The organism is Mycobacterium sp. NTMscope_MAC_269, from assembly GCF_976985695.1.
The window spans coordinates 5,228,466-5,254,743 of the sequence record NZ_OZ335668.1; the positions used below are offsets into that span (position 1 = coordinate 5,228,466).

Here is a 26,278-nt window from a genome sequence, read left to right on the forward strand (position 1 = left end):
CCGAGGGCCTCCAGACCCCAGAGAACCCCGAAACCCCGGAGGCCGTCGAGGCCGTCGAGGCCGCCGCCGAGGTGACCGAAGCCCCGGTCGAGGCCGCCGAGGTCGCCGCGCCCGCCGAGTCCTACCTGTTCGAGCGGCCCATCCAGACCGTCGGTCGCCGCAAGGAGGCCGTGGTACGGGTGCGCCTGGTGCCCGGCACCGGCAAGTTCAACCTGAACGGCCGCAGCCTGGAGGGCTACTTCCCCAACAAGGTGCACCAGCAGCTCATCAAGGCCCCGCTGGTCACCGTGGACCGGGTGGAGAGCTTCGACATCTACGCCCACCTGCACGGCGGCGGCCCCTCGGGGCAGGCCGGCGCGCTGCGCCTGGGCATCGCGCGGGCGCTGATCCTGGCCTCGCCGGACGACCGCCCCGCGCTGAAGAAGGCCGGCTTCCTCACCCGTGACCCGCGCGCCACCGAGCGCAAGAAGTACGGCCTGAAGAAGGCCCGTAAGGCGCCTCAGTACAGCAAGCGCTGATCAGCCGTCGCATTCCGGCCACAACTTGGCATCGCGGTGCACAAGTTGTGGCCGGTTGCGGCGTGTCTGCGCCCACCCGCGCCCGGTTTCGGCCACAAAGGAACGGGCACGTTAGGTGCTAGCCCGACAACTGTGAGAGGTTTGTTCGCATGGGTCGACTATTCGGCACCGACGGTGTCCGTGGGGTCGCCAATCGCGAGTTGACCGCCGAACTGGCGCTGGCGCTGGGTTCCGCGGCCGCGCGGCACCTGGCGAGCGCGTCGGCACCGGGCCGGCGGGTCGCGGTGATCGGCCGCGATCCGCGGGCCAGCGGGGAGATGCTCGAGGCCGCGGTGATCGCCGGGCTGACCAGCCACGGCGTCGACGCGCTGCGCGTGGGCGTGCTGCCCACCCCCGCGGTGGCCTACCTGACCGGCGCCTACGACGCCGACTTCGGGGTGATGATCTCCGCCTCGCACAACCCGATGCCCGACAACGGCATCAAGATCTTCGGCCCCGGCGGCCGCAAGCTCGACGACGGCACCGAGGACCGGATCGAAGCCTTGGTCGGGGACCCCGGGCCGCGCCCGGAAGGCGCAGGGATCGGCCGGGTCCTCGACGCCGAGGACGCCGCCGACCGCTACCTGCGCCACCTGAGCAAGGCCAGCACGCTGCGCCTCGACGGGCTGACCGTGGTGGTGGACTGCGCCCACGGCGCCGCCTCGGCGGTGGCCCCGCGCGCCTACCGCGCGGCCGGCGCGCGGGTGATCGCGATCAACGCCGAACCCAACGGGCTCAACATCAACGACAACTGCGGCTCCACGCACCTGGATTCGCTGCGCTCGGCGGTCGTCGCGCACCGCGCCGACCTCGGCCTGGCGCACGACGGGGACGCCGACCGCTGCCTGGCCGTCGACGCCGACGGCAATCTCGTCGACGGCGACCACATCATGGTGGTGCTCGCGCTGGCCATGCACGAGGCCGACGAACTGGCCTCCAGGACGCTGGTGACCACCGTGATGAGCAACCTGGGGCTGCACTTAGCGATGCGCACGGCCGGAATCACGGTGCGCACCACCGGCGTTGGCGACCGCTACGTCGTCGAAGAATTGCGGGCCGGCGACTACAGCCTGGGCGGCGAGCAATCCGGGCACATCGTGATGCCCGCGCTGGGCTCGACCGGGGACGGCATCGTCACCGGGCTGCGGCTGATGAACCGCATGGCGCAGACCGGCTCGTCGCTGGCCGACCTGGCCTCGGCGATGCGGACGCTGCCGCAGGTGCTGATCAACGTCACCGTCGCCGACAAGGCGACGGCCGCCACCGCACCGTCGGTGCAGACCGCCGTCGGGCAGGCCGAGGCCGAACTGGGCGACACCGGCCGAATCCTGTTGCGCCCCTCGGGAACCGAACCGATGATCCGCGTGATGGTGGAGGCCCCCGAAGAGGGCATCGCTCAGCGGCTCGCCACCCGGGTCGCCGAAGCGGTCAGCGCCGCGCACTGATCCGTCCGCACCCGGAACCCCGACCCGCCTCCCGGCGTCGGATTAGGCATGAAAGTCGTTGGTGGAACACGGCCCAGTGCCGCCGCCCGCACCCAGATCGACGCGCCGGCCACGCACCGCGTCGCTAACCAATTCGCCATGGCCGCAGAATTTCTCGACCGCGCGGTCAGCGATCACCTGGCCAGGCTGGCCTTCGGCGGAGCCTGCGCGGGGCGGGCGCACGCCGCACGTGGCGCCGCGCTGCGCGCCGAGTTGGAGCGTCTGACGCAGCAGGTGTCGCAGTGGTCGCGCGCGTCCACCGAGATCGCCGCCGCCCTGCGGTCCAGCGCCGAGCGCTACGCCGACGCCGAACTGTATGCCGCGGCGCGGATCGCCTAACCCGTGGCCGCCCGGTTGGACGTGGACGCGCGCCTCACCGAGGGCCGGGTCGCCGTCGAGCACACGCAGACCTACGTGCAGGCCGGCCACGCGCTCGGCTACCAACATCGCGACCTGACAGCGCATCCCGCGCAGATCCGCGAATGGTATGCGAGCGAGGACGGACTCGACCTGCGCGCGCTCGACCGTGACTGTGCGGAGCTGCGCGCGGCCGGCGTGGTGGCCGCCGAAGCGCTGCGCATCCAGCGCGCCCAGGTGGCCGAGCTAGCCGCGGCGTGGACCGGACCGGGCGGGGACGCCGCGGTGCAGCTGTTGCAGCGGCATTGCGACTCCGCGGACGCGCTCGCCGCCGAACTACGCGCGGCCGCCCAGCGATGCGAGTCACTGCGCGACAACCTGTGGCATCTCATCGATTCGAAAGCGGCGACCGCGATCGCCGTGGACGACCGCACCCAGGCGCAGCGGCCGGCCTGGCTGGCCGCCGCCGCCGCGATCACGGCGGGGAACACACAAGGCGCCGAGGAAGTGGTGCGCGGGCAGGTGATTCCATACGTAGACAACGACATTCGCCACGACTGGCTGGACGCGATGCGGTCCACGTCGGACGGGGTCCAGACGTCCTACGCCATGGTGATCGACAGGGCGGCCGCCGCCCCGGCAGCGCGGTTCGAGTTTCCCGGTGATCTCGGGGTGAGCGTTGTCCCGGTGCAGCTCGCCCCGCCGGTGGCCGCACCCGCGGTGCGGCTGGAAGACCCAGCGGCGACGGTGGCGGCCGCGGCGCCGGCGCCGGTCGCCGCCACGCCCGCTCCACCGGCGCCGGTCGCCCCCGCGCCGGCTCCCCCGGCGCCGGCGCCCGCCGCGGACTGGGGAACCGGCTTCGGCGACGCGTCGGGGCTGCCCGCCGGAGGTCTGGGCGACCTGGGCGGGCTCGGCGGGGGCGGACTCGGCAGTGGGCTCGGCGGGGGTGGCGGCGGGCTGCTCGGGCTGGCCGGCCGGATCGTCGATGCGATGGGCGACGTGCTCGGGTCGGCAGGCGACGGGACGGACGGCGCGGCCGCGTTGAACGACGGCGACGATGTTTTCGACGAAAAGCCTTTTGACGCAGACGATCCCGAGGACACGGTCGCCGACAAGGCCCGCGACGATCCAGACGAGCCCGCCGACGCCGGCCAGCCGGAGCCGGCGGGTGAATCTCAGCCCGAGCCCGACGACGCAATCCCGCCCGACGACACACGACCGCCGGCCGACGCACCGCCGCCGGCCGATACGCCATCACCACCCGACGCGCCGCCGGCCGCCCCCGTCGCCGAACCGGCACCCGCGGCCGACCCGGCGAAGACGCCGTGCGAGATTGCCGCCGACCAGCTCCCGCAGGCGGGACAGTGACCGCTCAGGGCTGCAGCCGCAGGGCTTCCTGCACGAAGCGAATGGATTCGTCGCGGTCGGCGGCCAACGGGCTCAACAACAGCGTGGTCACCCCGGCCTCGGCGAAGGCGGCCATGCGTTCGGCGACGTATCCGGGCGGGCCGATCAGCGACATGCCCCGCACCAGCTCGTCGGGCACGGCGTCGATCGCTTCCTGCTTGCGGCCGGACAGGTACAGCTCCTGGATCCGGTCGGCGACCTCGCCGTACCCGTAGCGCGTCGCCAGATTGTGGTAGAAATTGCGGCCTTTGGCGCCCATCCCGCCGATGTAGAGGCCGAGCTGCGGCTTGACCCAGGCCAGCCGCTCGTCGAGGTTGTCCCCGATCGCCAGCGACGCGTGCACCATGACGTCGAGCGGACCCAGCGCCGGATCACGCTTGGCGGCGCCGGCGGCCAGCGGCTCACCCCAGATCGACGCGGCCTTGTCCGGGAGGTAGAAGACGGGCTGCCAGCCCTCGGCGATCTCGGCGGTGAGCTCGACGTTCTTGGGTCCCAACGCGGCGATGCTGATCGGAATGCGTTCGCGCACAGGGTGATTGATGAGCTGCAGCGGTTTGCCCAAGCCTGTGCCCCGGTCCGCGGGCAGCGGCAGCTGGTAGTGCTTGCCGGCGTATTGCACGCGCTCGCGGCGCCACACCTTGCGGCAGATCTCCACGATCTCGCGGGTGCGCCCCAGCGGCGCGTCGAACGGGACCCCGTGAAAGCCCTCGATCACCTGCGGCCCGGAAGTGCCGATGCCCAAGCGGAATCGCCCGTCGGACACGAAATCCAGGCCCGCGGCCGTCATCGCCAGCAGCGAGGGCGTGCGGATGTAGAGGGGAAGCACCCCGGACGCCAGTTCGACGGTGTTGGTCTTGGCGGCCAGGTATCCCAGCTGGCTGATGGCGTCGAACGAATACGCCTCGGCCACCACCGCGACCTCGATGCCGGACTTCTCGAGTTCGACGACGCGGTCCACGGCTTCGTGAAAACCACCCGAATAGTTGAGAGCGATCCCGATTCGCATCCATGACACTTACCACGCGACCGCGGGGGTCCGGACCCTCAGCCCGCCGAAGTGCCCGTCCAGTACTCGGCGAACCGCCGGCCGTCGGCGGACAGGCGAAGGATGTCGTTGCCGGTGAACGAGACCGGGCCGGCCGGGCCGCGGCCGGTGCCCACCCAACGTCCGGCCACCAGGTCACCGTCGGACAGCGGGCCGACCTCGATGCTGAAACTCAAGTCCGAGAACATGTTTCGTGTCTGCTCGATGATCTGCGCGAGCGCGTCGGGCCCGTGTACCTCCCGGCCGGGCCAGTGACCGACGAAGTCGTCGGTGACGAGCTCAGCGGCGACGGGCCGTCCGTTCCAGAGTTCGGTGATCCAGCGCGTGTACAGCGCGTGCGCGGCGGACATGAACTCCCCTCACTTGAGCAGGGCGACGATCTTGTCTTCCAGGGGAATCGCCTCGGCCTCGGGATCGATGGCGTCGGTCCCGGGCAGGTGCACGTCGGGGTCGGCGAACTCGCGATACTTCTTGTCGCCGCCGAGGGTGTAGAGCAGGTACCCGGTCAGCAATGCGCGAACCGAGCGCTGGGTGCGCCGGTGCGGGCCGGGCAGGCCGAGCACCGTGGCCAGCCGCCGGCCCTCGACCAGCCCGCCGGGCTCGGCCTTGCTGACGATGCGCAGCGCCGCCGGCTCCCACGCCTCGGCGAGCGCCAGCGCGTTCGAATTCAGCGTCGTCCGGTCGCCCGGCGCGGTGAAGATCACGCCCGGGACCTTGAGCGTCGCGGCGGGTTCCTGGGCCGGCGGGCTGGTGACGCTGGGGAAAATCGCCGCCACCGCCGCGGGCTTGGCCGGCATTCCGGCGGCGGCGAACACCGCGGCCGAGCCGCCGAATCCGTGACCGACCACACCCAGCTTGGCGGGATGCACGCTGATGTTGCCGGGTCCCAGCCGCACGCCCGACACGATGTCCAAGGCGGTGCCGAGATCGAAGGCGAAATTCAGCACCGAGGGGGCCACACCGCGCTGGGTGTCGGGAGCGCCGGCCACGATGCCCCACGACGCCAGATGCTCGAGCAAGTTCGCATACCGGCCTGCGCCGGCGAGCCATTCGTGGCCGAACGCCACGCCGGGCAGATTCAGGCCCTCCTCCGGGGTGTACACCACTCCCGGCAGCCCGGCAAAGGCCAGGTCACCCCGCAAAACCCGGTGCGGACCACGGCGGCTCAGAGCGGCGACGAGCTTGCGGATGCGGGCCACGCGTCGACGTTAGCGCATCGCCGTCACGCGCCGGGACAGATGACTAGGCCGTGACCTCGATGACGCCCGCTCGCCACAGCGCCGCGTAGAGCTGGTGCAGCGTGGCGGTCAGCACGTGGGTGGTCATGTCCATCAAGGCGTTTCCGGAACCCGCCGGCGGCTGCCGGCGTGGCCGGGCGGCGCGCGTGGGCGCTGGAGCCGACGGGGCGGGCACCACGTCGTCGTACCGAACTGCGGTCATGGTCGCCTCCTCATGGTGCACGGTGGTCGGTCGAAGCAAGTTACGCATTTCGATGCATTTCAGTGCGACCCGCTGCGCAATTCCCGGTGAACAGCCATTGACGACTGAATTCATGCTTCGGTGAAACCGGGAAATCGAGGTAGCCAGAGCGTTCGGGCAGCCTCACGCAGCTCGTCCTTCGGTCGGTGACGATCTTTGCTGACAATTCGAATATTAGGGGCGTAGCACCCGGGTGCGATGACGCGAATGAAAACGTCGCGCAGACATCAGGTGAAAGAATTCCCGCCGGTCGGCGGTGACGTGAATGACGAGGGACTGGGCGGGTTGGTCCAGGACGTCCACCTGAGGCCGTCCCAGTAGCGGTGCCCGGGTCCTGACGGGTCGCGATACCACCCCGGCGGCGGCCCGGCCGGGGCGGACGCCGCGGCGACATAGCCGGTGGCGGGCTGTTCGGCCAGCTTGCGGACCTGCCGAACGGCGCCCCAATTGGAAAGGAGTGCGGCCCAGTTCATCACCACCAGCGACAGCACGCTCCACCAGCCGGCCAGCAGGTTGTGGGTCTGCGCGCGGTGATACGCCTGCTCGCATTGTTCGAGGGTGCCGGTGACGGTGTAGCTGCGCTGCTGGAAGAACGCAATCGCGCCGGTGTGCTCGACGAGCGGGAGGGAGAACTGGCGGTAAGGGCCGGTCACGACGCGCCTTTCTGCAGGTGGGCGGCCTAACCATAGCGCCGGATTGCGGGTTCGGTGTGCCGCCTGCACTACCCTGTTCAGAATGTGCGGAATTGTCGGCTATGTCGGGCAGCAGCCCGCCTGTGACGTCGTCATGGCCGCCCTGCGCCGGATGGAGTACCGCGGGTACGACTCGTCGGGCATCGCGCTGGCGAACGGTGACGGCACCTTGACCGTGAGCCGCCGCGCCGGGCGGCTGGCCAACCTGGAGGAGGCGGTCGCCCAGATGCCGCCGTCGTCCCTGACCGGCACCACCGGTCTGGGCCACACCCGATGGGCCACCCACGGGCGCCCCACCGACCGCAACGCGCACCCGCACCGCGACGCCGCCGGCAAGATCGCGGTGGTCCACAACGGCATCATCGAGAACTACGCGAACCTGCGCCACGAGCTGGAAGCCCAGGGCGTGGAGTTCGCCAGCGACACCGACACCGAGGTCGCGGTGCACCTGGTGGCGCAGGCCTACCGCCACGGCGAGACCGCCGGCGACTTCGCCGCGTCGGTGCTCGCGGTGCTGCGCCGCCTCGACGGCCACTTCACGCTGGTCTTCGCCAACGCCGACGACCCCGGCACCATCGTCGCCGCCCGCCGCTCCACCCCGCTGGTGCTCGGGATCGGCGACGGCGAGATGTTCGTCGGCTCCGACGTGGCGGCGTTCATCCCGCACACCCGCAACGCCGTCGAACTCGGCCAGGACCAGGCCGTGGTGCTTACCGCGAACGGATACCGGATCACCGACTTCGACGGCAACGACGATGTCGAATACCGCGAGTTCCATATCGATTGGGATCTGGCCGCCGCCGAAAAGGGCGGCTACGAGTACTTCATGCTCAAGGAGATCGCCGAGCAGCCCGCCGCCGTCGCCGACACCCTGCTGGGCCATTTCGTGGACGGCCGGATCGTGCTCGACGAGCAGCGCCTCTCCGATCAGGAACTGCGCGAGATCGACAAGGTGTTCGTGGTGGCCTGCGGCACCGCGTATCACTCCGGGCTGCTGGCCAAATACGCGATCGAGCACTGGACGCGGCTGCCGGTCGAGGTTGAGCTGTCCAGCGAATTCCGTTACCGCGACCCGGTTTTGGACCGCAGCACCCTGGTGGTCGCCATCTCGCAGTCCGGCGAAACCGCCGACACCCTCGAAGCGGTACGGCACGCCAAGGAGCAGAAGGCCAAGGTGCTGGCGATCTGCAACACCAACGGCTCGCAGATTCCGCGCGAGTGCGACGCCGTGCTCTACACCCGCGCCGGCCCGGAGATCGGGGTGGCGTCGACGAAGACGTTCCTGGCGCAGATCACCGCCAACTACCTGGTCGGCCTGGCGCTGGCGCAGGCCCGCGGCACCAAGTACCCCGACGAGGTCGCACGCGAATACCACGAGCTGGAGGCCATGCCGGACCTCGTCGCGCGGGTGCTGTCGACGATCAAGCCGGTCGCCGCGCTGGCCTATCAATTCGCCCAGTCGCCGACGGTGTTGTTCCTGGGCCGTCACGTCGGCTACCCGGTGGCACTGGAAGGCGCGCTCAAACTCAAGGAATTGGCGTACATGCACGCCGAGGGATTCGCCGCCGGCGAGCTCAAGCACGGCCCCATCGCGCTGATCGAGGACGACCTGCCGGTCATCGTCGTCATGCCGTCCCCCAAGGGCTCGGCGGTGCTGCACGCCAAGCTGTTGTCCAACATCCGCGAAATCCAGGCCCGCGGGGCGATCACCATCGTGATCGCCGAAGAAGGCGACGACACCGTGCGTCCCTACGCCGACCACCTGATCGAAATCCCCTCGGTGTCAACACTTCTCCAGCCCCTGCTGTCGACGATCCCGCTTCAGGTGTTCGCCGCTTCGGTGGCCCAGGCGCGCGGCTACGACGTGGACAAGCCGCGAAACCTGGCCAAGTCCGTCACCGTCGAGTAGCGAAGTCGGACCGCTTCGCCCGTATCGGCGACGGACCCGCAACCGATCCATTACATTGCCCTGGGAAAGCATTTCGGCCAGCTGGTCAAGGCGTCCGTGCGGGAGGAAGTATGCGATCGGGCGGCATCCGATACGGGGTCGTAGGTGTCGTCGTGCTCGTCCTCGCGGCATACGTCGCGTCGGTCATGATGTACGCCCAAGGCGATGCCGTCCGGCGTCTGGAGGACGTCACCCCGGTCGTCAGCGGCGATGAGCCCTCGGCGACGATCAACGTCGAAGAGATCCAGTCCAACAACAGCGTGCTCGCGGTCAACCTCGCGTTGAATCCGGGATCGAAGTTGCTGGATCCGAAAACCCGCCATCTCAAGGAGGATCTCAGCCTCCGCGTCAGATCGTCGGCGATGCCGTCCCGGCATACCTGGACCAAGGGCATGCTGCCCGGCCTGATGGCGGTCCCGCTGACCATCGGCGGGCAGATCGAACGCTGGCCGTTCGACCGGTATCGCTCCGGGCCGCTGGAAGTCGAGATCTTCTACGGCTCCGAGACCGACCGCGCCCCCGCGCACGTGCCCGTCACCTTCGTCGACCACCTGTCGGGGTGGCAGCTCACCGCGACCAGGCCCCAGGCGGACGGACCGTACCGGCTGTATCTGCGGCGGTCGCTGAGCACCGCCGCGTTCGCCATCGTCATCCTCGGCGTGCTCATCACGATCGCCAGTCTGGCTCTGTTCGTTGCGGTCCAGACTGCGCGGGACCGGCGGCCGTTCCAGCCGCCGATGACGACGTGGTACGCAGCGATGCTGTTCGCGGTGGTGCCGCTGAGAAACGCGCTACCCGGTTCGCCTCCCTTCGGCAGCTGGGTCGACATCACCGTCGTGATCTGGGTCCTGCTCGCGTTGGCGGTCTCGATGGTGCTCTACATCGGATGCTGGTGGCGACATTTGAATCCGCCGGTGCCCGCTCCCGCGCCGCCGATTCCGGAGCCCGCACCGTCGAGTAGCTGAGGGCGGCGGCGTGTTCGTAGGGGCGCGGCGCCCCGCGTGCGAAGGTTGATGTCGTGGCGGATGCATCGGTTCGGGCACGGGTGCGCAGCATGACGCTGGCGGTGTGGCATTTCGTCAGCACTGCTCCGCTCACCTACGGCTGGCTGTTGGTGCTGATGGTCACGACGATCATCCAGAACCATCTCACCGGCCGTCAGTTGCACTCCGTATTGCTGCACCGCTCCACCAACATTCATGAGTTGGGCAGAAACCCCCTCGACGTCCTGTTTTCCAGCCTGCTGTGGATCGACGGCAAGAACTTCGAGCCCTACCTGCTGCTGTTCACCCTGTTTCTCGCGCCGGCCGAACATTGGCTCGGCCAGCTGCGCTGGCTCACAGTCGGATTGAGCTCGCACATCCTCGCCACCTACATCAGCGAGGGCATCCTGTACTTCGCGATCGAGGAACGCGACGCGTCCCAACGCCTCGTGCACGCGCGCGACATCGGGGTCAGCTATTTCCTTGTCGGCGTGATGGCCGTGCTGGCCTACCACATTGCCCGGCCCTGGCGCTGGGGCTACCTCGGAGTGCTGTTCGTCATCTTCGGATTCCCGTTGCTCACCATGGACCGCGTCGACCTGGACTTCACCGCGATCGGGCACTTCGCCTCGATCCTCATCGGCCTGTGCTTCTACCCGCTGACGCGCATCCGCTCCAAAGGCAGCCGGCCGCTGAGCCCGGCCCGCCTCAAGGCGATGGCGCGCCGCAGCGTGCCCCCGGCGGGCCCGGGCTGATGCCGCCGCGCAGCGAAAGATGGTGGGCGCCAAGCCCCCGTGGCGGCGACACGTAATCTGGCTCTGATGCGGCATTACTACTCCGTAGATGCGATTCGCGAGGCCGAGGCGCCGCTGCTGGCCAGCCTGCCCGACGGCGCCCTGATGCGGCGCGCGGCCTACGGGTTGGCCACCGAGATCCTCGGCGAGTTGACGGCCCGTACCGGCGGGGTCGCCGGACGGCGGGTGTGCGCGGTCGTCGGCTCGGGGGACAACGGTGGTGACGCGCTGTGGGCGGCCACCTTCGTGCGCCGTCGCGGCGCGGCCGCCGACGCGATCCTGCTCAATCCCGACCGCACCCACCGCAAGGGGCTGGCGGCGTTTCGCAGTGCGGGCGGCAGGATCGTCGAAAGATTCTCGCCCGCAACCGATCTCGTTATCGACGGGGTGGTCGGCATCTCCGGCTCGGGGGCGCTGCGGCCCGCGGCGGCCGAGGTGTTCGCCGCGGTCGACGACGCGAGGATCCCGGTAGTCGCCGTCGACATCCCCAGTGGCATCGATGCGGCGACCGGTGCCGTGAGCGGCCCCGCGGTGCGCGCCGTGCTGACAGTCACCTTCGGCGGACTCAAACCCGTGCACGCGCTCGGCGACTGCGGGCGGGTGAGCTTGATCGACATCGGCCTGGACTTGCCGGACACGGACGTACTGGGCTTCGAGGCCGCCGACGTGGCGGCACGCTGGCCGGTGCCGGGACCCCACGACGACAAGTACACCCAGGGCGTCACCGGGGTGATGGCCGGCTCGTCGACGTATCCGGGCGCCGCCGTGCTGTGCACCGGCGCCGCGGTGGCGGCGACCTCGGGGATGGTCCGCTACGCCGGCAGCGCGCACCGCGAGGTGCTCGCGCACTGGCCCGAGGTGATCGCCTCGCCCACCCCGGCGGCGGCCGGGCGGGTGCAGTCCTGGGTCGTGGGGCCGGGATTGGGCACCGACGACGCCGGGGCCGCGGCGCTGTGGTTCGCGCTGGACACCGACCTGCCGGTGATCGTGGACGCCGACGGGCTGACCATCCTGGCGGCCCATCCCGACTTGGTGGCCGGTCGCACCGCGCCGACGGTGCTGACCCCACACGCGGGTGAATTCGCGCGCCTGGCGGGTAACCCCCCCGGTGATGACCGGGTGGGTGCGTGCCGCAAGCTGGCCGACGCGTTCGGCGCCACGGTGCTGCTCAAGGGGAACGTCACGGTCGTCGCCGATCCTGGCGGTCCGGTCTACCTCAGTCCGGCCGGGCAGTCTTGGGCGGCCACCGCCGGCTCCGGCGACGTACTGTCCGGCATGATCGGCGCGCTACTGGCGGCGGGCCTGCCGCCGGGCGAGGCGGCCGGGGCGGCCGCCTTCGTCCACGCCCGCGCGGCGGCGCTCTCCGCCGCAGACCCGGGCCCGGGCGACGCGCCCACCTCGGCCTCGCGCATCGTGCCCCACGTCCGAGCCGCCCTGGCCGCCCTGTAGACCTATCGAGAGGATCCCCCGGTGCCACAACACCCTTCGCTGCCCGCGCACGCCATCGCCCCCGCCTACACCGGCCGGTTGTTCACCGCGCCGGTCCCGGCGCTGCGGATGCCCGACGAGTCGATGGATCCCGACGCCGCCTACCGCTTCATCCACGACGAGCTGATGCTCGACGGCAGTTCGCGGCTGAACCTGGCCACCTTCGTCACCACCTGGATGGACCCCGAGGCCGGGAAGCTGATGGCCGAGACGTTCGACAAGAACATGATCGACAAGGACGAGTACCCGGCGACCGCGGCCATCGAGCAGCGCTGCGTGTGCATGGTGGCCGACCTGTTCCACGCCGACGGGCTCAACGACGCCGACCCCTACAGCGCGTGCGGGGTCTCCACGATCGGCTCCAGCGAGGCGGTGATGCTGGGCGGGCTGGCGATGAAGTGGCGGTGGCGCCAGAAAATCGGCAAAGACTGGAAGGGCCGCACCCCGAACCTGGTGATGGGCTCCAACGTCCAGGTGGTCTGGGAGAAGTTCTGCCGCTACTTCGACGTCGAACCCCGCTACCTGCCGATGGAGGAGGGACGCTACGTCATCACCCCCGAACAGGTCATCGACGCCGTCGACGAGAACACCATCGGCGTTGTGGCGATCCTGGGCACCACCTACACCGGTGAGCTGGAACCGGTCGCCGACATCTGCGGCGCGCTGGACAAGCTGGCGGCCGGCGGGGGTGTGGACATCCCGGTGCACGTCGACGCCGCCAGCGGCGGGTTCGTGGTGCCCTTCCTGCACCCGGAGCTCAAGTGGGACTTCCGGCTGCCGCGGGTGGTGTCGATCAACGTCAGCGGCCACAAGTACGGGCTGACCTATCCCGGCGTCGGGTTCGTGGTGTGGCGCAGCAAGGAGTACCTGCCCGACGACCTGGTGTTCCGGGTCAACTACCTCGGTGGCGACATGCCGACCTTCACGCTGAACTTCTCCCGCCCCGGCAACCAGGTGGTCGGCCAGTACTACAACTTCCTGCGCCTGGGCCGGGAGGGCTACACCAAGGTCATGCAGGCGCTGTCCGGGACGGCGCGCTGGCTCGGTGAACAGCTGCGGGTCAGCGAGCACTGCGAGCTGGTCTCCGACGGCTCGGCGATCCCGGTGGTCGCCTTCCGGCTGTCCAAGGATCGCGGCTACACCGAGTTCGACGTGTCCCACGAGCTGCGGACCTACGGCTGGCAGGTGCCGGCCTACACCATGCCCGACAACGCCACCAACGTGTCGGTGCTGCGCATCGTGGTGCGCGAGGGCCTGTCCGCCGACCTGGCCCGGGCTCTGCACGACGACGCCGTCTCCGCGCTCAGCTCGCTGGACAAGCTGCGGCCCGGCGGTCACTACGCGGACCAGCACTTCGCGCACTAGCGTTTTTGCGGCGCCGCCCGCCGAGCGTGGAGTTGTTGCCGCGAATCGACGCCGGAATCCGCACAACAAGTCCACGGTCGGCGGCCGTTGGGGCGGTTCTGGGACAATGGCGGCCGTGTCTGCTACGCCGGTATCCCTGACACCGGGCCTCCTCGCCGAGGCCCTGGTCGACCTGGGCGCCATCGAGCACAACGTGCGGCTGCTGTGCGAGCAGGCCGGCGGTGCGCAGGTGATGGCCGTGGTCAAGGCCGACGGCTACGGGCACGGAGCCGGCCAGACGGCGCGCGCCGCGCTGGCCGCCGGGGCGGCCGAATTGGGTGTCGCCACCGTCGGCGAGGCACTGGCGCTGCGCGCCGACGGCCTCGGCGCGCCGGTGCTGGCCTGGCTGCACCCGCCGGGCTTCGACTTCGGGCCGGCGCTGCTGGCCGACATTCAGATCGCCGTGTCGTCGGAGCGCCAGCTCGACGAGCTGCTGGACGCGGTGCGCCGCACCGGCCGGACCGCGACGGTCACCGTCAAGGTCGACACCGGTCTGAACCGCAATGGCGTGCCGTCGGAGCGCTACCCGTCGATGCTGACCGCGTTGCGCCGCGCCGTCGCCGAGAACACGATCGTGCTGCGCGGCCTGATGTCCCACATGGTGTACGCCGACCAACCCGCCAACCCCGTCAATGACCTTCAGGCTCAACGGTTTACCGACATGCTCGCCCACGCGCGCGATCAGGGGGTGCGTTACGAGGTTGCGCACCTGTCGAACTCGTCGGCCACGATGTCACGTCCCGACCTGGCCTTCGACATGGTGCGGCCCGGCATCGCGGTATACGGGCTGAGCCCGGTGCCCGAGCTCGGCGACATGGGTCTGATCCCGGCCATGACGGTGAAATGCCGTGTGGCACTGGTGAAGTCGATCCGCGCTGGGGAGAGCGTGTCCTACGGTCACACCTGGACCGCGCAGCGTGACACCAACGTCGCGCTGCTGCCGGTCGGCTACGCCGACGGCGTCTTCCGGTCCCTGGGCAACCGCTTGGAGGTGTTGATCAACGGCAGGCGCCGACCGGGAGTCGGGCGGATCTGCATGGACCAGTTCGTCGTCGACCTGGGGCCCGGTCGCACCGATGTCGCCGAGGGCGACGACGCGATCCTGTTCGGGCCCGGCGGCGACGGCGAACCCACCGCCCAGGATTGGGCCGATCTGCTCGGCACCATCCACTACGAAGTGGTCACCAGCCCGCGCGGGCGGATCACCAGGACCTATCGCGGGGCGCGAACCGTTGAGCCCTGAGCGGACCCGCAGGCGCTACAAGGGCAGGGCCTGGCTTGCGGGAGGTGCGGGGCTGACGGCCATCGCCACCATCATCGGAGCCTCGGCCCGCCGGTCGATCACCCAGCGCGCCACGGTCGAAGACCCTTACGCCCACGAGGATTTCAACAGACTCGAGGATGACCGCAGCCTGGTGGTGACCACGCCCGACGGGTTGCCGCTGGCGGTCCGGGAAGCCGGCCCGGCCGACGCGCCGTTGACCGTGGTGTTCGTGCACGGATTCTGCCTGCAGATGGGAGCGTTTCACTTTCAGCGGACCCGGCTGCCCGACCAGCTGGGCCCGGACGTGCGAATGGTCTTCTACGACCAGCGTGGGCACGGCCGATCCGGCGAGGCCGCGCCCGAGACCTACACGCTGACGCAACTCGGCAGGGATCTGCAAACCGTGCTGAACGCGGTGGTGCCACGCGGAATGATCGTGCTGGTGGGCCACTCGATGGGCGGCATGACGGTGCTGTCGCACGCCCGTCAGTTCCCCGAACAGTACGGCCGCCGCATCGTGGGCGCCGCGCTGATCTCCTCCGCGGCCGAAGGAGTCGCGAGATCACCGCTGGGTGAGATCCTGAAAAACCCTGCGCTGGAAGCGGTTCGAGTCGCGGCGCGCTCCGCGCCGAACCTGATGCACCGCGGCCGCAACGTCTCCCGCTCGCTGATCGGCCCGGTGCTGCGGGCCGCCTCCTACAGCGATCTGCAGGTCAGCCGGAGCCTGGACGCCTTCTCACAACGGATGATGAACAGCACGCCGATTCCCACCATGGTGGGATTTCTGGACGCGTTGGAAAGGCATGACGAAACCGCCGGGCTGTGGACACTGCTGCGGATTCCGACCCTGATCGCCTGCGGGGACCACGACCTGCTCACCCCGGACGAGTATTCGCGAAAGATGGCCGCCAGTCTGCCGCAGTCCGAGCTGGTCATCGTCGTCGGGGCGAGTCACCTGGCGCTGCTGGACAAACCGGAGGCCATCAACGGCGGATTGGTGCGGCTGGTCCGGCGCGCCACCCCGACCAAGGCGGCGCTGCGGCTGCGGCGGATACGAGAAAGGCTGCGGCGCCGTGGCTGAGCTTGATGGCGGCGGCACCGCGACGTGTGAGCGCGTCGAGGACACGATCGCGTTGGGGACCCGGCTCGGCGAGCAGCTGCGGGCCGGCGACGTGGTGGTGCTCTCCGGTCCGCTGGGTGCGGGAAAAACCGTGCTGGCCAAGGGGATCGCCGCGGCCATGGACGTCGACCGCCCGGTCACCTCGCCGTCCTACGTGTTGGCGCGCGTGCATCCGCCCCGGCGCCAAGGCGCCCCGACGATGATCCACGTCGACATGTACCGGTTGCTCGACCACGCCGACAACCAGGGCGCCGACCTGCTCGGTGAGCTCGATTCACTGGACTTGGACAGCGATCTCGACGACGCTGTGGTCGTGGTGGAATGGGGCGAGGGCCTGGTCGAGCGGCTCGCGGAGCGGCACCTCGACATCAGGCTGGAACGCCTCAGCGGATCCGACGTGCGGATAGCGACCTGGCGCTGGGCCGGCAGCGGGGCCGATTCATGAGCACCCTCGTGCTGACCCTCGACACCTCCACCCCGGCGGTGACGGCCGGCGTCGTGCGGCGTGAGGACCTGGCCGTGCTGGCGCAGCGGGTCACCGTCGACGCCCGCGCCCACGCCGAGCGGCTCACGCCGAATGTGGTTGCCGCCCTTAGGGATGCGGGACTGACCATGGCCGACCTCGACGCCGTCGTGGTGGGCTGCGGCCCGGGGCCGTTCACCGGTCTGCGGGCCGGGATGGCCACCGCCGCCGCCTACGGACATGCGCTGGGCATCCCGGTGCACGGCGTGTGCAGCCTGGACGCCATCGGCGTGCACACCACCGGGGACGCGCTGGTGGTCACCGACGCCCGCCGGCGCGAGGTCTACTGGGCCCGCTACCGCGACGGCGCGCGCGTCCACGGCCCGGCCGTCAGCGCGCCCGCCGACGTCGACCACGGCGGCGCGCAGCAGGTGGCCGGCTCACCCGAACACGCTGCGGGGCTCGGCCTGCCGGTGTGCGAGCCCGTGTACCCGACACCGGCCGGACTCGTTGCCGCGGTACCGGATTGGTCCGCCGACCCGGCGCCGCTGGTGGCCCTGTACCTGCGTCGGCCCGACGCCAAACCTCTGGCGGCGCGCCAATGATCGCCGAGCCGGTGACCGTCGGCGCGCTGACGCGGGCCGACGCGCAGCGCTGCGCCGAGCTGGAGGCGCAGCTTTTCGACGGCGACGACCCGTGGCCGGCGGCGGCGTTCAACCGCGAATTAACCAGCGCCCACAATCATTACGTGGGCGCACGCGTCGGCGAAACACTCGTCGGCTACGCGGGCATCTCGCGGTTGGGCCGCACACCACCCTACGAACACGAAGTCCACACCATCGGCGTGGACCCCGCCTATCAGGGGCAGGGCATCGGCCGCCGGTTGCTCGAGGAGCTGCTGACATTCGCCGACGGCGGTGTCGTGTACCTGGAAGTGCGCACCGACAACGAGGCGGCCATCGGCCTGTACCGCAGTGTCGGGTTCGAGCAGATCGGCCTGCGCCGGCGCTATTACCGCGTCAGCGGCGCCGACGCGTACACCATGCGGCGGGAGGCAATCACATGACCACCATTCTCGCGATCGAAACCTCCTGCGACGAAACGGGAATCGGCATCGCGCGGCTGGAGGGCACCGGCGTTGATGCCACCGTCACCCTGTTGGCCGACGAGGTGGCGTCCAGCGTCGACGAACACGTGCGGTTCGGCGGCGTGGTCCCCGAGATCGCTTCTCGCGCACATCTCGAGGCGCTGGGGCCCGCCATGCGCCGCGCGCTGTCGACCGCCGGCCTGGACAGGCCCGACGTCGTCGCGGCCACCATCGGGCCCGGGCTGGCCGGTGCCCTGTTGGTGGGAGTTGCTGCGGCCAAGGCGTATTCGGCCGCGTGGGGCGTCCCGTTCTATGCGGTGAACCATCTGGGCGGGCACCTGGCCGCCGACGTCTACGAGCACGGGCCACTGCCCGAGTGCGTGGCGCTGCTGGTCTCGGGCGGCCATACCCACCTGTTGCATGTGCGTTCGCTCGGCGAGCCGATCGCCGAGCTGGGCAGCACCGTCGACGACGCGGCCGGCGAAGCCTACGACAAGGTGGCGCGGCTGCTGGGGCTCGGCTACCCCGGCGGCAAGGTGCTCGACGAGTTGGCCCGCACCGGTGACCGCGACGCGATCGCCTTCCCGCGCGGCATGACCGGGCCACGCGACGACCCCTACGCGTTCAGCTTCTCGGGCCTCAAGACGGCCGTGGCCCGGCACTTGGAAAGCCACCCCGATGCGGTGAACGCCGATGTCGCGGCCGGGTTCCAGGAGGCGGTGGCCGACGTGCTGACCCGCAAGGCCGTGCGCGCCGCGACGGACCTCGGCGTCTCGACCCTGCTCATCGCGGGGGGAGTGGCCGCGAATTCGCGGCTGCGGGAGCTGGCGGAGCAGCGCTGCGCGGCGGCCGGGCTGACGTTGCGCATCCCCAGGCCGCGGCTGTGCACCGACAACGGGGCGATGATCGCCTCGTTCGCCGCGCACCTGGTGGCGGCCGGGGCGCCACAATCCCCGCTGGACGCGCCCAGCGACCCGGGCCTGCCGGTGGTGAAGGCGCAGGTCAGCTGATCGCTCATGGCGAACATGCGGGAAGCAGCAGGGTCCCCTTGAGTGCTAGCACTCCCGTGTATAGAGTGCTAGGTGGCAATCGGCCACGCCCTGTGTCGGCACCCGCGACGACGGCGCTCGGGCATGGACGAATGCCGAACACCTGATAATTCGGCAGGTTCCGGGCCCGCCCGGACCGGCCACCAACTCCGGTCCGGGCTCGTCCCGGACCCGACCCAAACACTGGAGGGCTCCAATCGTGGCGAAGGTGAACATCAAGCCACTCGAGGACAAGATTCTCGTGCAGGCCAACGAGGCCGAGACCACGACCGCGTCCGGTCTGGTCATTCCCGACACGGCCAAGGAGAAGCCGCAGGAAGGCACCGTCGTCGCAGTCGGCCCCGGCCGGTGGGACGAAGACGGCGAGAAGCGCATCCCGCTGGACGTCTCGGAAGGCGACACCGTCATCTACAGCAAGTACGGCGGCACCGAGATCAAGTACAACGGCGAGGAGTACCTGATCCTGTCGGCACGCGACGTGCTGGCTGTCGTCTCCAAGTAAGAACCGTGTCCCGCCCCGGCGATCCCCGCGTCCGCGCGGGTGATTTCCGGGGCGGCATGCGTTATAGCCCGGTTTAAAGGAGCCTGATGAGCAAGATTATTGAGTACGACGAAACGGCGCGTCGCGCCATCGAGGCGGGCGTGAACACGCTGGCCGACGCGGTCCGGGTGACGTTGGGCCCCCGCGGCCGGCATGTGGTGCTGGCCAAGGCATTCGGCGGGCCGGCGGTCACCAACGACGGTGTCACCGTCGCGCGGGAGATCGACCTGGAAGACCCGTTCGAGAACCTGGGCGCCCAGCTGGTGAAGTCCGTGGCGACCAAGACCAACGACGTCGCCGGCGACGGCACCACCACGGCCACCGTGCTGGCCCAGGCGTTGGTCAAGGGCGGTTTGCGCCTCGTGGCGGCCGGCGCCAACCCCATCGAACTGGGTGCGGGAATTTCGAAGGCCGCCGACGCGGTGTCCGAGGCGCTGCTGGCGTCGGCCACCCCCGTCTCCGGCAAGGACGCCATCGCCCAGGTGGCGACCGTGTCGTCGCGCGATGCGCTGCTCGGCGAGCTGGTGGGCGAGGCGATGACCAAGGTCGGCACCGACGGCGTGGTCAGCGTCGAGGAGTCCTCCACGCTGAGCACCGAGCTCGAGTTCACCGAGGGCGTCGGCTTCGACAAGGGCTTCCTGTCGGCGTATTTCGTGACCGACTTCGATGCCCAGCAGGCCGTGCTGGACGACCCGGTGATCCTGTTGCACCAGGACAAGATCAGCTCGCTGCCCGACCTGCTGCCCATGCTGGAGAAGGTCGCCGAATCGGGCAAGCCGCTGCTGATCATCGCCGAGGACATCGAGGGCGAGCCGCTGGCGACCCTCGTCGTCAACTCCATCCGCAAGACGCTCAAGGCCGTCGCGGTCAAGGCGCCGTTCTTCGGCGACCGTCGCAAGGCGTTCCTCGAGGATCTGGCGATCGTGACGGGCGGCCAGGTGATCAACCCCGACGCGGGCCTGCTGCTGCGCGAGGTCGGCACGGACGTGCTGGGCTCGGCGCGGCGCGTGGTGGTCAGCAAGGACGACACCGTCATCGTCGACGGCGGCGGCGCCAAGGACGCGGTGGCCAACCGCATCAAGCAGCTGCGCACCGAGATCGAGTCCAGCGACTCCGACTGGGACCGCGAGAAGCTGCAGGAGCGGCTGGCCAAGCTGGCCGGCGGCGTCGCGGTGATCCAGGTCGGGGCGGCCACCGAGACCGCGCTCAAGGAACGCAAGGAAAGCGTCGAGGACGCCGTCGCGGCCGCCAAGGCCGCCGTCGAGGAGGGCATCGTGGCGGGCGGCGGCTCGGCTCTGCTGCAGACCCGCAACGCGCTGGAAACGCTGCGCGGCTCGCTGACCGGCGATCAGGCACTCGGCGTGGACGTCTTCTCCGAGGCGCTGGCGGCCCCGCTGTACTGGATCGCCACCAACGCCGGGCTCGACGGCGCGGTCGCGGTGCACAAGGTGACCGAACTGCCCAACGGGCACGGGCTGAACGCGGACAAGCTCACCTACGGTGACTTGATCGCCGACGGCGTCATCGACCCGGTCAAGGTCACCCGCTCGGCGGTGCTCAACGCGGGGTCGGTGGCCCGGATGGTGCTGACCACCGAGACGGCCATTGTGGACAAGCCGGCCGAAGAGGACGACCACGGCCACGGCCATGGGCATCACCATCACTAGCTAGGGGTCTCGGCTGACTCAGAGATGCACCCTCGGTCTTGGGACCGGGGGTGTTTCTCGTTGTCGGACGCCTGCGCGCGATGACGACGATTCTTGAGGCAGTAAGCTAAGCCACTACTTGCACCGAACAACGTATCTGGCAGCACATACACCACGCCGGAGCGACGTCTCAGCTAATGAACCTGTTGTGGTGTCTGGGTGCCATGGGATGATGCTGCACTGTGCACGGACCCGAACATCAAGACGATGACAGCGTGGTCGACTGGCCGTTGTGCATCGGGCAGGACATACCGCAGTTCGTCTTCATACCTCCGTCAGATGTACCGGCTAGTGAGTGGATAGCGGACATACCCGTTACGGATTGAGCAGCGTGGTCACTCGGCGGCGATGCCGTCGGCGCGACCTGCGGCCAGTAATCCGGCGGACGCGAATTTCAGGCCGGCCCGCAATTCGTCCAGCCGGATCGGGTCGTCCGACTCGATGTAGCGCATCGTCGTCGCCACGGCCATGTTGAAGAACAACCACGCCAGCGCGCTGGGGCTCAGCTCGTCGCGGTATTGGCTGCGGTAGTGGTTCATGTGGAGCGTGGTCATCGCCAGCAGGGTGGCATTCAGTCCGGAGACTTTGTCGAAGGTGCGGACGTGGTCGGGCCGTTCGGCGAGGTAGCGGATCAGCCGACGGTTGGCGATGGTGTAGTCGATCAGGATGTCGATCGATGACTCCATCGCCGACTCCGGCCGATCGAGCGTGATGCCCCTGAGCATGCCCTCGATCGCGGGCGCCTGTTCGGCGGCGAGCCGCTCGATCGCCGCGTTGATGATCTGTTCCTTGTCGGCGAAGTATTGATAGATCGAGCCCTTGCTGACGCCGGCCTCCTCGGCGATCAGGTTGGTGGTGATGTGCTCGGGCGCGTGCCGGTGCAGCAGCGACGTCGTCGACGACACAATTTTTGCGACCATCTCGCGGGAGCGCGCTTGTTGCGGCGCTTTTCGGTGTTTTGAGCTGGTCTTTGCAGTGGCCACACGAACTCCTAACGCGACTTGAACGCGACCTTACGGTCACATTAGCGTCGGCGCCATGACCTCAACCCCGGAACTCGATGTCCGCGCGTCCGCCGAGGAAGTCGAGGAGATCGAACTCGTTCCGCCGGAATCGCTGACGGCCGAGCACACCGGGCGATGGACCTTCCTCATCCTCGAGGGCGCGGCGTTCATGATGCAGGCCATGCACCCGGTGATCGCCGAGGTCACCGGCAAATACTCCGCGGCCTTCCACGGCGACCCGGGCGGCCGGGCGATTCGTTCCGTCGACTCGGTGCTGCGCTGGACCTACGGCGGCACCGAGGCCAAGGCCGAAGGCGACCGGGTGCGCGCCCTGCACCAGCCGATCACCATGAAAAGCGCCGAGACCGGTAGGCAGATCAGCGCGTTGAACCCGCAGGCCTATCAGTGGGTGATCGCCACCGGCTACATCGTCAACGCACAGGCCGGGCGGTTGTTGATCGGCCGAGAATTCACCGCGGCCGAGAAAGAGGAGCTGCTGCGCGACAACCGCCGGCTGGCCCGGTTGCTCCACGTGCCCATGCGCGGTTATCCCGAGTCGCAGCAGGAGATGGCCGACTACTTCGAATCGATGATCGACACGCTGCAGGGCACGCCCCAGGCGTTGCAGCTGATGGAGGACATGAAGACGGGCAAGGTCGACGTGCCGCCGGCGCTGCCGAAAGCGCTGACGCCGTTGGTGCGGGCTGCTGTGCTGCCCGCGCTTCGGCTCAACTACCTGTCGGTCGTGGGTCTGCTCGATCCGCGCCTTCGCGAGAAGCTCGGCGTGACGTGGAGCGCCAAGGAGGAACGCCAACTCACCCGCGTGTACACCGCGATCCGCACCGCCTATCGGGTGCTGCCCGACCGGCTGACCTACTTCCCGCTCGCGTATCACGCCCGCAAGCACCACCAGTGCCTGGAGAAGATGAAGCAGCGCCAAGAGAAGTCGTTCGCCTATCACCTTCCGCAGGGTTCCGGATAAGTCTGTCGCGCAACGTCGAGCGTGGAAGTAATGGACGAAATCCCAACGTTTTTCGTGCATAGGTCCCACGGTCGGCGCCCGAAAAAGGCCGCCGCACACTTTTTAGAACTTGGAACCCAATCCCGCGATCAGGTTGATGGTGACCGCCAGGACGACCGCGCCGAGCAGGTAGGACAGCAGCGCGTGGCGCAGCACCGTCGCCCTGATGGATGTCAATCCGATCTCGGTGTCTGACACCTGATAGGTCATGCCGACGGTGAAGGCCACATACGCGAAGTCACGAAAGCGCGGTCGCTCCGGGTCGTGGAAGTCGATTCCGCCCGGCTCACCGGAGTAATAGAGCCGCGCGTAGTGCACGGTGAACAGCGTGTGCACGGCGAACCAGGATGCCGCGACGGTCAGGATGCCGACGACGGCGGCCTCGAGGGCGCCGGGGCCCGACCGCGACGCGGCGGCCACCACGTAACCGACCCCGCCCAGGCTCGCGACGCTCGCCGACACGATGACCGCATCGGAGGCCCATCGGGTGGGGTCCTCCCTGGTCGCATACTCGCGGGTTTGGTCGGCGTCCATTCCACCGAGCAGGAGCCGCGTCCACACCACGTAGACAGCGGCGGTGATGACCCAGCCCGCCAGGGCGAACCGCCAGCCGACCGTGTTGCCGATTACGAGAGCGACGCCAATCCCGAGTACGGCCGCCACCGCTATCCGAGCCGCGACCGTGTCGCGAAAGAAAATACCGAGGGAACTCACAAACCCGACCTAAGCACCCGCACATGCCATCGGGTAGCACGAAATCGGTAGCGCCACGGTCATTGCCCGACGAGGACCCCGACGATGACGATGACCACGCCCACCACGATCGCCACCGACAGCGACGCCAACCCGAAGCTGACAAAGCCTTCCTTCGCCGCCGAGGCCTGGTGGTCGCCCGCCGCGATGGGCGCGAAGCGGCGCCCGGCGCCCCACGCCGCCGCGAGCAGCACGGTCAACCAGTTGGCGTAGCCGGCATACGTGACGAGTGCGACCGCCGCGATTCCCCACGCGTGGGACAGGTGCAGGTGCGGCCACAGCAAACCGAGCAACACCAGGAACATGCCGTTGAGCACCCCCTCGAGGTGGCTCGACAACCCCATTCGCGCGTTCTTCAGCGCGGGCACGGCCAGCCCGGTGAGCAGGCCGAGCAGGAACAGGACCAGGCCCAGGGTGAACAGCGCGGTCTGCATCTCAGAACAGTAATTCCCCGGTGCAGGGCGCGCGGTGCTTTTTCTTCTGTCTGGGGCGTCAGCGGCTGCTGGGTGCACGCGGGCTCAAACGCTAGGGCGGTCGCCGCGGGAATAGTATCGAACGATACAGTCTTGTATGATACGAGATGATCGGATGAGAGGCGGAGGCCATGGACGTATACGAGGCAGTCACAAGCCGACGGGCGGTGCGCGGGTTCACCAACAGGCCGGTTCCGAAAGGGGTGCTAGAGCGTGTGCTGTCCGCGGCAGCGCGGTCGCCGTCGGCGTCGAACATCCAGCCGTGGAACATCTACGTGCTCACCGGTGCGCCGTTGGCAGAGTTGAAAAAGCGCTCCGTTGCACGGGTGGCCGCCGGCGCGCCGTGGGATGAGCGGGAGTACGAAATGTACCCGCAGGCGCTGCAGTCCCCGTATCGCGAGCGGCGGTCGACGTTCGGCAAGGAGCGCTACAGCGCACTGGGCATCGCGCGGGATGACTGGGAAGCCCGCCATCGGGCGGCCATCGCCAACTGGGAGTGCTTCGGTGCGCCCGCAGCCATGTTCTGCTACATCGACCGCGACATGGGCCCGGCCCAATGGGCGGACCTCGGCATGTATCTGCAAACCGTCATGTTGCTGCTCCGCGCCGAGGGCCTACACAGCTGTCCGCAGATGGCGTGGTCGGAGGTTCGCGAGACCGTTGCAGACATCGTGAGCCCCCCGGACCGGTTAGTACTCTTCTGTGGCATGTCGATTGGCTACGAGGACCCGACGGTCAGTTACGTCCGTACCGGCAGGGCACCGCTCGATGAAACGGTCACCTTCGTGGACGACGATTCACCCGAGCCCTGGAAGGCCGACCCATCGGCCGCGCGAATGTCGGCGCTGGATCGAAACGAAACAACCCAAGCATCATGAGCCGCAAGGTATCTCGCGGGCATGCGCCCGACGCGCGTGCCACCGATCGACCTGGTGATCGGTCGCCTTTCGCACTCGGTTTGTTGCTGCGCCGGGCGCACTGGCACGCGGCCGCGGTGATGTCGGAGGCCCTTCGGCCGCTCGGCATCGAGTTAAGGCATTTCGCCGTGCTGATTGTCCTCGTCAACCGCGGGCCCACCGAGCAACGGGACCTGGTCGATGCGACGGGATCGGACAAGGCGGGAATCATGCGGATCGTCGACGACCTCGAACGTAAGAAGCTCGCCGTCCGTAAGCCCGTTCCAGGTGATCGGCGGGTACGGGCAGTGGAGATCACCGCCAAGGGGCTTGAGGTGTTCGATGCCGCTCACGCGGCCGCCAAGCCGTTGGCCCAGGATTTGGTGTCCGTCTTGGGTCCGGGGGAGGCCGAACGACTGACGGATCTGCTCACCCGATTCACTTCTTCTACCGAGTAGGCGATCGAACGTATCCGGCCTAACGCGTCAGCGGGTCCCCGGCGGCAGGCTGGGCGGCGTCGTCACGACCGTGGTCGGCGTGGACGTCACGGCCGGGGTGCTGGTGACCGTGACCGTGCTGGTGCTGGTGCTCGTCGACGGCGGCGGCACGGCGACGGTGGTAGTGCTGGTCGTGACACTGGTTGTCGAGGAGGTCGTCGTCGCCGAGGCCGCGGCGATCACGCCGCAGGCGATGCGCTTGCTCGGCTCGGCGGCGGGGCCGGCGCCCAAGTTGTCGGCGCTCTGGTGCAGGACCAGGGAGCTGCCCGAGCTGTTCCTCAGGTCCGCGGCGGTGAACGAGTTACTGGTGGTGACGAGCTTCGCCGAACCGTCGGAGCGCACCTGCAGCGCGGTCAGATCGCCGCTGGCGGGATATCCGGTGTGATTGGCCGCCTGGTAAACGCTTCCCGCGGAGTCGAAGTCGCCCTCGCACTTGCCGACCGAATGAATTTGCAGGGCGTGGAAGCCCGGGCTCAGCACCTGGTTGGGGCCGGCCTCCACGGTCACCGTCGCGTAGCCGTTCGCGAACTCGAAGGTGGCGTTGGCGACCGGGGTACCGTCGGAGGTCTTGAGCTGGGTGGTCAGCCGCTCGGAGCCCGGGGCGGGGCTGGTCAGCGGAGACGTATTCGGTTGGCTGCTCTGCTGGTTCGCGCAGGCGGCCAGCGGTGCGATGGTCGCGGTGAGCACCGCGACCGCGAAAGATGCGCCCTTGTTCATGGGCGGTGCCTACCCAATTCGCCGATTTCAAAACGAGCGTGGCGCGCCG

Annotated in this window: 29 protein-coding genes; 20 read left to right on the forward strand and 9 right to left on the reverse strand. The window is 69.1% G+C overall.

All coding sequences use genetic code 11. The features are described from left to right. The first annotated feature begins 71 nt into the window (after positions 1-71). The 4 genes from rpsI to ACZ50Z_RS24910 all read left to right on the forward strand — a co-directional run bounded on the left by rpsI (position 72) and on the right by ACZ50Z_RS24910 (position 3,766). Positions 72-518 carry a 30S ribosomal protein S9 gene (gene rpsI / locus ACZ50Z_RS24895; protein WP_464486398.1) on the forward strand — a complete coding sequence of 149 codons (447 nt, stop codon included), beginning with the start codon at positions 72-74 and terminating at the stop codon, positions 516-518. A 149-nt stretch (positions 519-667) separates the two neighbouring features. After that, complete coding sequence (glmM, locus tag ACZ50Z_RS24900) at positions 668-2,002, forward strand: phosphoglucosamine mutase (RefSeq protein WP_464485915.1); 1,335 nt, start codon at positions 668-670, stop codon at positions 2,000-2,002. Positions 2,003-2,050: 48 nt separating this feature from the next. Then, positions 2,051-2,380, forward strand: coding sequence for a hypothetical protein (locus ACZ50Z_RS24905; protein WP_464485916.1), 330 nt, complete (start codon positions 2,051-2,053; stop codon positions 2,378-2,380). A gap of 3 nt (positions 2,381-2,383) precedes the next feature. Next, entirely contained in the window at positions 2,384-3,766 is a 1,383-nt protein-coding gene (locus tag ACZ50Z_RS24910; protein ID WP_464485917.1) for a hypothetical protein, read from the forward strand. Between the two features lie 4 nt (positions 3,767-3,770). On the opposite strand, the gene ACZ50Z_RS24915 is transcribed toward ACZ50Z_RS24910, so the two are convergent. From ACZ50Z_RS24915 to ACZ50Z_RS24935, 5 genes are all read right to left on the reverse strand, one after another. Then, positions 3,771-4,811: an LLM class F420-dependent oxidoreductase gene (locus ACZ50Z_RS24915; RefSeq protein ID WP_464485918.1), complete on the reverse strand. Its 1,041-nt coding sequence runs from the start codon at positions 4,809-4,811 to the stop codon at positions 3,771-3,773. 38 nt (positions 4,812-4,849) lie between these two features. After that, entirely contained in the window at positions 4,850-5,200 is a 351-nt protein-coding gene (locus ACZ50Z_RS24920) for an ester cyclase (protein ID WP_464485919.1), read from the reverse strand. Between the two features lie 9 nt (positions 5,201-5,209). Further along, on the reverse strand, positions 5,210-6,049 hold the full coding sequence (locus ACZ50Z_RS24925; RefSeq protein ID WP_464485920.1) for a dienelactone hydrolase family protein: 840 nt from the start codon (positions 6,047-6,049) through the stop codon (positions 5,210-5,212). Positions 6,050-6,092: 43 nt separating this feature from the next. Further along, positions 6,093-6,290, reverse strand: coding sequence for an Rv1535 family protein (locus tag ACZ50Z_RS24930; protein WP_464485921.1), 198 nt, complete (start codon positions 6,288-6,290; stop codon positions 6,093-6,095). 266 nt (positions 6,291-6,556) lie between these two features. Then, the gene (locus ACZ50Z_RS24935) at positions 6,557-6,982 is read right to left on the reverse strand and encodes a DUF2510 domain-containing protein (RefSeq protein WP_464485922.1); all 426 of its coding nucleotides are present in this window, start codon (positions 6,980-6,982) and stop codon (positions 6,557-6,559) included. 82 nt (positions 6,983-7,064) lie between these two features. Here ACZ50Z_RS24935 and glmS point away from each other — a divergent pair, with 82 nt between their 5' ends. The 13 genes from glmS to groL all read left to right on the forward strand — a co-directional run bounded on the left by glmS (position 7,065) and on the right by groL (position 20,829). Then, on the forward strand, positions 7,065-8,930 hold the full coding sequence (glmS, locus tag ACZ50Z_RS24940; RefSeq protein WP_464485923.1) for a glutamine--fructose-6-phosphate transaminase (isomerizing): 1,866 nt from the start codon (positions 7,065-7,067) through the stop codon (positions 8,928-8,930). Between the two features lie 110 nt (positions 8,931-9,040). Further along, on the forward strand, positions 9,041-9,934 hold the full coding sequence (locus tag ACZ50Z_RS24945) for a DUF4436 domain-containing protein (RefSeq protein ID WP_464485924.1): 894 nt from the start codon (positions 9,041-9,043) through the stop codon (positions 9,932-9,934). 53 nt (positions 9,935-9,987) lie between these two features. Further along, the gene (locus ACZ50Z_RS24950) at positions 9,988-10,707 is read left to right on the forward strand and encodes a rhomboid-like protein (RefSeq protein WP_464485925.1); all 720 of its coding nucleotides are present in this window, start codon (positions 9,988-9,990) and stop codon (positions 10,705-10,707) included. Between the two features lie 66 nt (positions 10,708-10,773). Continuing rightward, positions 10,774-12,195 (forward strand): NAD(P)H-hydrate dehydratase, encoded by a 1,422-nt coding sequence (locus ACZ50Z_RS24955; protein WP_464485926.1) that lies wholly within the window; start codon positions 10,774-10,776, stop codon positions 12,193-12,195. Positions 12,196-12,216: 21 nt separating this feature from the next. Further along, positions 12,217-13,599, forward strand: a complete 1,383-nt coding sequence (locus ACZ50Z_RS24960) for a glutamate decarboxylase (RefSeq protein WP_464485927.1) — start codon at positions 12,217-12,219, stop codon at positions 13,597-13,599. Between the two features lie 115 nt (positions 13,600-13,714). Further along, the gene (gene alr / locus ACZ50Z_RS24965) at positions 13,715-14,881 is read left to right on the forward strand and encodes an alanine racemase (RefSeq protein ID WP_464485928.1); all 1,167 of its coding nucleotides are present in this window, start codon (positions 13,715-13,717) and stop codon (positions 14,879-14,881) included. A gap of 52 nt (positions 14,882-14,933) precedes the next feature. After that, a complete protein-coding gene (locus ACZ50Z_RS24970; protein WP_464486399.1) occupies positions 14,934-15,983 on the forward strand; it encodes an alpha/beta fold hydrolase in 1,050 nt (349 codons plus the stop codon). After that, positions 15,976-16,467, forward strand: coding sequence for a tRNA (adenosine(37)-N6)-threonylcarbamoyltransferase complex ATPase subunit type 1 TsaE (gene tsaE, locus ACZ50Z_RS24975; protein WP_464485929.1), 492 nt, complete (start codon positions 15,976-15,978; stop codon positions 16,465-16,467). Before ACZ50Z_RS24970 ends, tsaE begins: the two co-directional genes overlap by 8 nt. Beyond that, on the forward strand, positions 16,464-17,090 hold the full coding sequence (tsaB, locus tag ACZ50Z_RS24980; protein WP_464485930.1) for a tRNA (adenosine(37)-N6)-threonylcarbamoyltransferase complex dimerization subunit type 1 TsaB: 627 nt from the start codon (positions 16,464-16,466) through the stop codon (positions 17,088-17,090). The genes tsaE and tsaB overlap by 4 nt, the downstream gene beginning before the upstream one ends. After that, positions 17,087-17,551 (forward strand): ribosomal protein S18-alanine N-acetyltransferase, encoded by a 465-nt coding sequence (gene rimI, locus ACZ50Z_RS24985; protein ID WP_464485931.1) that lies wholly within the window; start codon positions 17,087-17,089, stop codon positions 17,549-17,551. Before tsaB ends, rimI begins: the two co-directional genes overlap by 4 nt. Beyond that, the gene (gene tsaD / locus ACZ50Z_RS24990) at positions 17,548-18,582 is read left to right on the forward strand and encodes a tRNA (adenosine(37)-N6)-threonylcarbamoyltransferase complex transferase subunit TsaD (protein ID WP_464485932.1); all 1,035 of its coding nucleotides are present in this window, start codon (positions 17,548-17,550) and stop codon (positions 18,580-18,582) included. The genes rimI and tsaD overlap by 4 nt, the downstream gene beginning before the upstream one ends. Before the next feature lie 238 nt (positions 18,583-18,820). Continuing rightward, a complete protein-coding gene (groES, locus tag ACZ50Z_RS24995; RefSeq protein ID WP_007167930.1) occupies positions 18,821-19,123 on the forward strand; it encodes a co-chaperone GroES in 303 nt (100 codons plus the stop codon). An 86-nt stretch (positions 19,124-19,209) separates the two neighbouring features. Beyond that, the gene (groL, locus tag ACZ50Z_RS25000) at positions 19,210-20,829 is read left to right on the forward strand and encodes a chaperonin GroEL (protein ID WP_464485933.1); all 1,620 of its coding nucleotides are present in this window, start codon (positions 19,210-19,212) and stop codon (positions 20,827-20,829) included. Between the two features lie 374 nt (positions 20,830-21,203). Here the strand turns inward: groL and ACZ50Z_RS25005 are convergent, their stop codons facing one another. Next, positions 21,204-21,788 (reverse strand): TetR/AcrR family transcriptional regulator, encoded by a 585-nt coding sequence (locus ACZ50Z_RS25005; protein ID WP_464485934.1) that lies wholly within the window; start codon positions 21,786-21,788, stop codon positions 21,204-21,206. 118 nt (positions 21,789-21,906) lie between these two features. Here ACZ50Z_RS25005 and ACZ50Z_RS25010 point away from each other — a divergent pair, with 118 nt between their 5' ends. Next, entirely contained in the window at positions 21,907-22,854 is a 948-nt protein-coding gene (locus ACZ50Z_RS25010; RefSeq protein WP_464485935.1) for an oxygenase MpaB family protein, read from the forward strand. Between the two features lie 102 nt (positions 22,855-22,956). Here the strand turns inward: ACZ50Z_RS25010 and ACZ50Z_RS25015 are convergent, their stop codons facing one another. After that, the gene (locus ACZ50Z_RS25015; RefSeq protein WP_067176080.1) at positions 22,957-23,607 is read right to left on the reverse strand and encodes a DUF1345 domain-containing protein; all 651 of its coding nucleotides are present in this window, start codon (positions 23,605-23,607) and stop codon (positions 22,957-22,959) included. Positions 23,608-23,666: 59 nt separating this feature from the next. Beyond that, positions 23,667-24,080, reverse strand: a complete 414-nt coding sequence (locus tag ACZ50Z_RS25020) for a hydrogenase (protein ID WP_083019867.1) — start codon at positions 24,078-24,080, stop codon at positions 23,667-23,669. Between the two features lie 170 nt (positions 24,081-24,250). On the opposite strand from ACZ50Z_RS25020, the gene ACZ50Z_RS25025 reads away from it, so the two are divergent. Both ACZ50Z_RS25025 and ACZ50Z_RS25030 read left to right on the forward strand, forming a co-directional pair. Then, the gene (locus ACZ50Z_RS25025; RefSeq protein ID WP_083019869.1) at positions 24,251-24,997 is read left to right on the forward strand and encodes a nitroreductase; all 747 of its coding nucleotides are present in this window, start codon (positions 24,251-24,253) and stop codon (positions 24,995-24,997) included. Then, the gene (locus ACZ50Z_RS25030; RefSeq protein WP_464485936.1) at positions 24,994-25,473 is read left to right on the forward strand and encodes a MarR family winged helix-turn-helix transcriptional regulator; all 480 of its coding nucleotides are present in this window, start codon (positions 24,994-24,996) and stop codon (positions 25,471-25,473) included. The genes ACZ50Z_RS25025 and ACZ50Z_RS25030 overlap by 4 nt, the downstream gene beginning before the upstream one ends. A gap of 27 nt (positions 25,474-25,500) precedes the next feature. Here ACZ50Z_RS25030 and ACZ50Z_RS25035 read toward each other — a convergent pair whose 3' ends face one another. Then, a complete protein-coding gene (locus tag ACZ50Z_RS25035; RefSeq protein WP_464485937.1) occupies positions 25,501-26,229 on the reverse strand; it encodes a superoxide dismutase family protein in 729 nt (242 codons plus the stop codon). Positions 26,230-26,278 lie beyond the last annotated feature (49 nt).

Bases quoted from the DNA above. Each gene is read 5' to 3' on its own strand.
- glmM (WP_464485915.1), top strand. From the start codon at position 668: ATGGGTCGACTATTCGGCACCGACGGTGTCCGTGGGGTCGCCAATCGC.
- ACZ50Z_RS24905 (WP_464485916.1), top strand. From the start codon at position 2,051: ATGAAAGTCGTTGGTGGAACACGGCCCAGTGCCGCCGCCCGCACCCAG.
- ACZ50Z_RS24915 (WP_464485918.1), bottom strand. From the start codon at position 4,811: ATGCGAATCGGGATCGCTCTCAACTATTCGGGTGGTTTTCACGAAGCC.
- ACZ50Z_RS24920 (WP_464485919.1), bottom strand. From the start codon at position 5,200: ATGTCCGCCGCGCACGCGCTGTACACGCGCTGGATCACCGAACTCTGG.
- ACZ50Z_RS24930 (WP_464485921.1), bottom strand. From the start codon at position 6,290: ATGACCGCAGTTCGGTACGACGACGTGGTGCCCGCCCCGTCGGCTCCA.
- glmS (WP_464485923.1), top strand. From the start codon at position 7,065: ATGTGCGGAATTGTCGGCTATGTCGGGCAGCAGCCCGCCTGTGACGTC.
- ACZ50Z_RS24945 (WP_464485924.1), top strand. From the start codon at position 9,041: ATGCGATCGGGCGGCATCCGATACGGGGTCGTAGGTGTCGTCGTGCTC.
- ACZ50Z_RS24955 (WP_464485926.1), top strand. From the start codon at position 10,774: ATGCGGCATTACTACTCCGTAGATGCGATTCGCGAGGCCGAGGCGCCG.
- tsaB (WP_464485930.1), top strand. From the start codon at position 16,464: ATGAGCACCCTCGTGCTGACCCTCGACACCTCCACCCCGGCGGTGACG.
- rimI (WP_464485931.1), top strand. From the start codon at position 17,087: ATGATCGCCGAGCCGGTGACCGTCGGCGCGCTGACGCGGGCCGACGCG.
- tsaD (WP_464485932.1), top strand. From the start codon at position 17,548: ATGACCACCATTCTCGCGATCGAAACCTCCTGCGACGAAACGGGAATC.
- groL (WP_464485933.1), top strand. From the start codon at position 19,210: ATGAGCAAGATTATTGAGTACGACGAAACGGCGCGTCGCGCCATCGAG.
- ACZ50Z_RS25005 (WP_464485934.1), bottom strand. From the start codon at position 21,788: ATGGTCGCAAAAATTGTGTCGTCGACGACGTCGCTGCTGCACCGGCAC.
- ACZ50Z_RS25010 (WP_464485935.1), top strand. From the start codon at position 21,907: ATGACCTCAACCCCGGAACTCGATGTCCGCGCGTCCGCCGAGGAAGTC.
- ACZ50Z_RS25020 (WP_083019867.1), bottom strand. From the start codon at position 24,080: ATGCAGACCGCGCTGTTCACCCTGGGCCTGGTCCTGTTCCTGCTCGGC.
- ACZ50Z_RS25025 (WP_083019869.1), top strand. From the start codon at position 24,251: ATGGACGTATACGAGGCAGTCACAAGCCGACGGGCGGTGCGCGGGTTC.
- ACZ50Z_RS25030 (WP_464485936.1), top strand. From the start codon at position 24,994: ATGAGCCGCAAGGTATCTCGCGGGCATGCGCCCGACGCGCGTGCCACC.
- ACZ50Z_RS25035 (WP_464485937.1), bottom strand. From the start codon at position 26,229: ATGAACAAGGGCGCATCTTTCGCGGTCGCGGTGCTCACCGCGACCATC.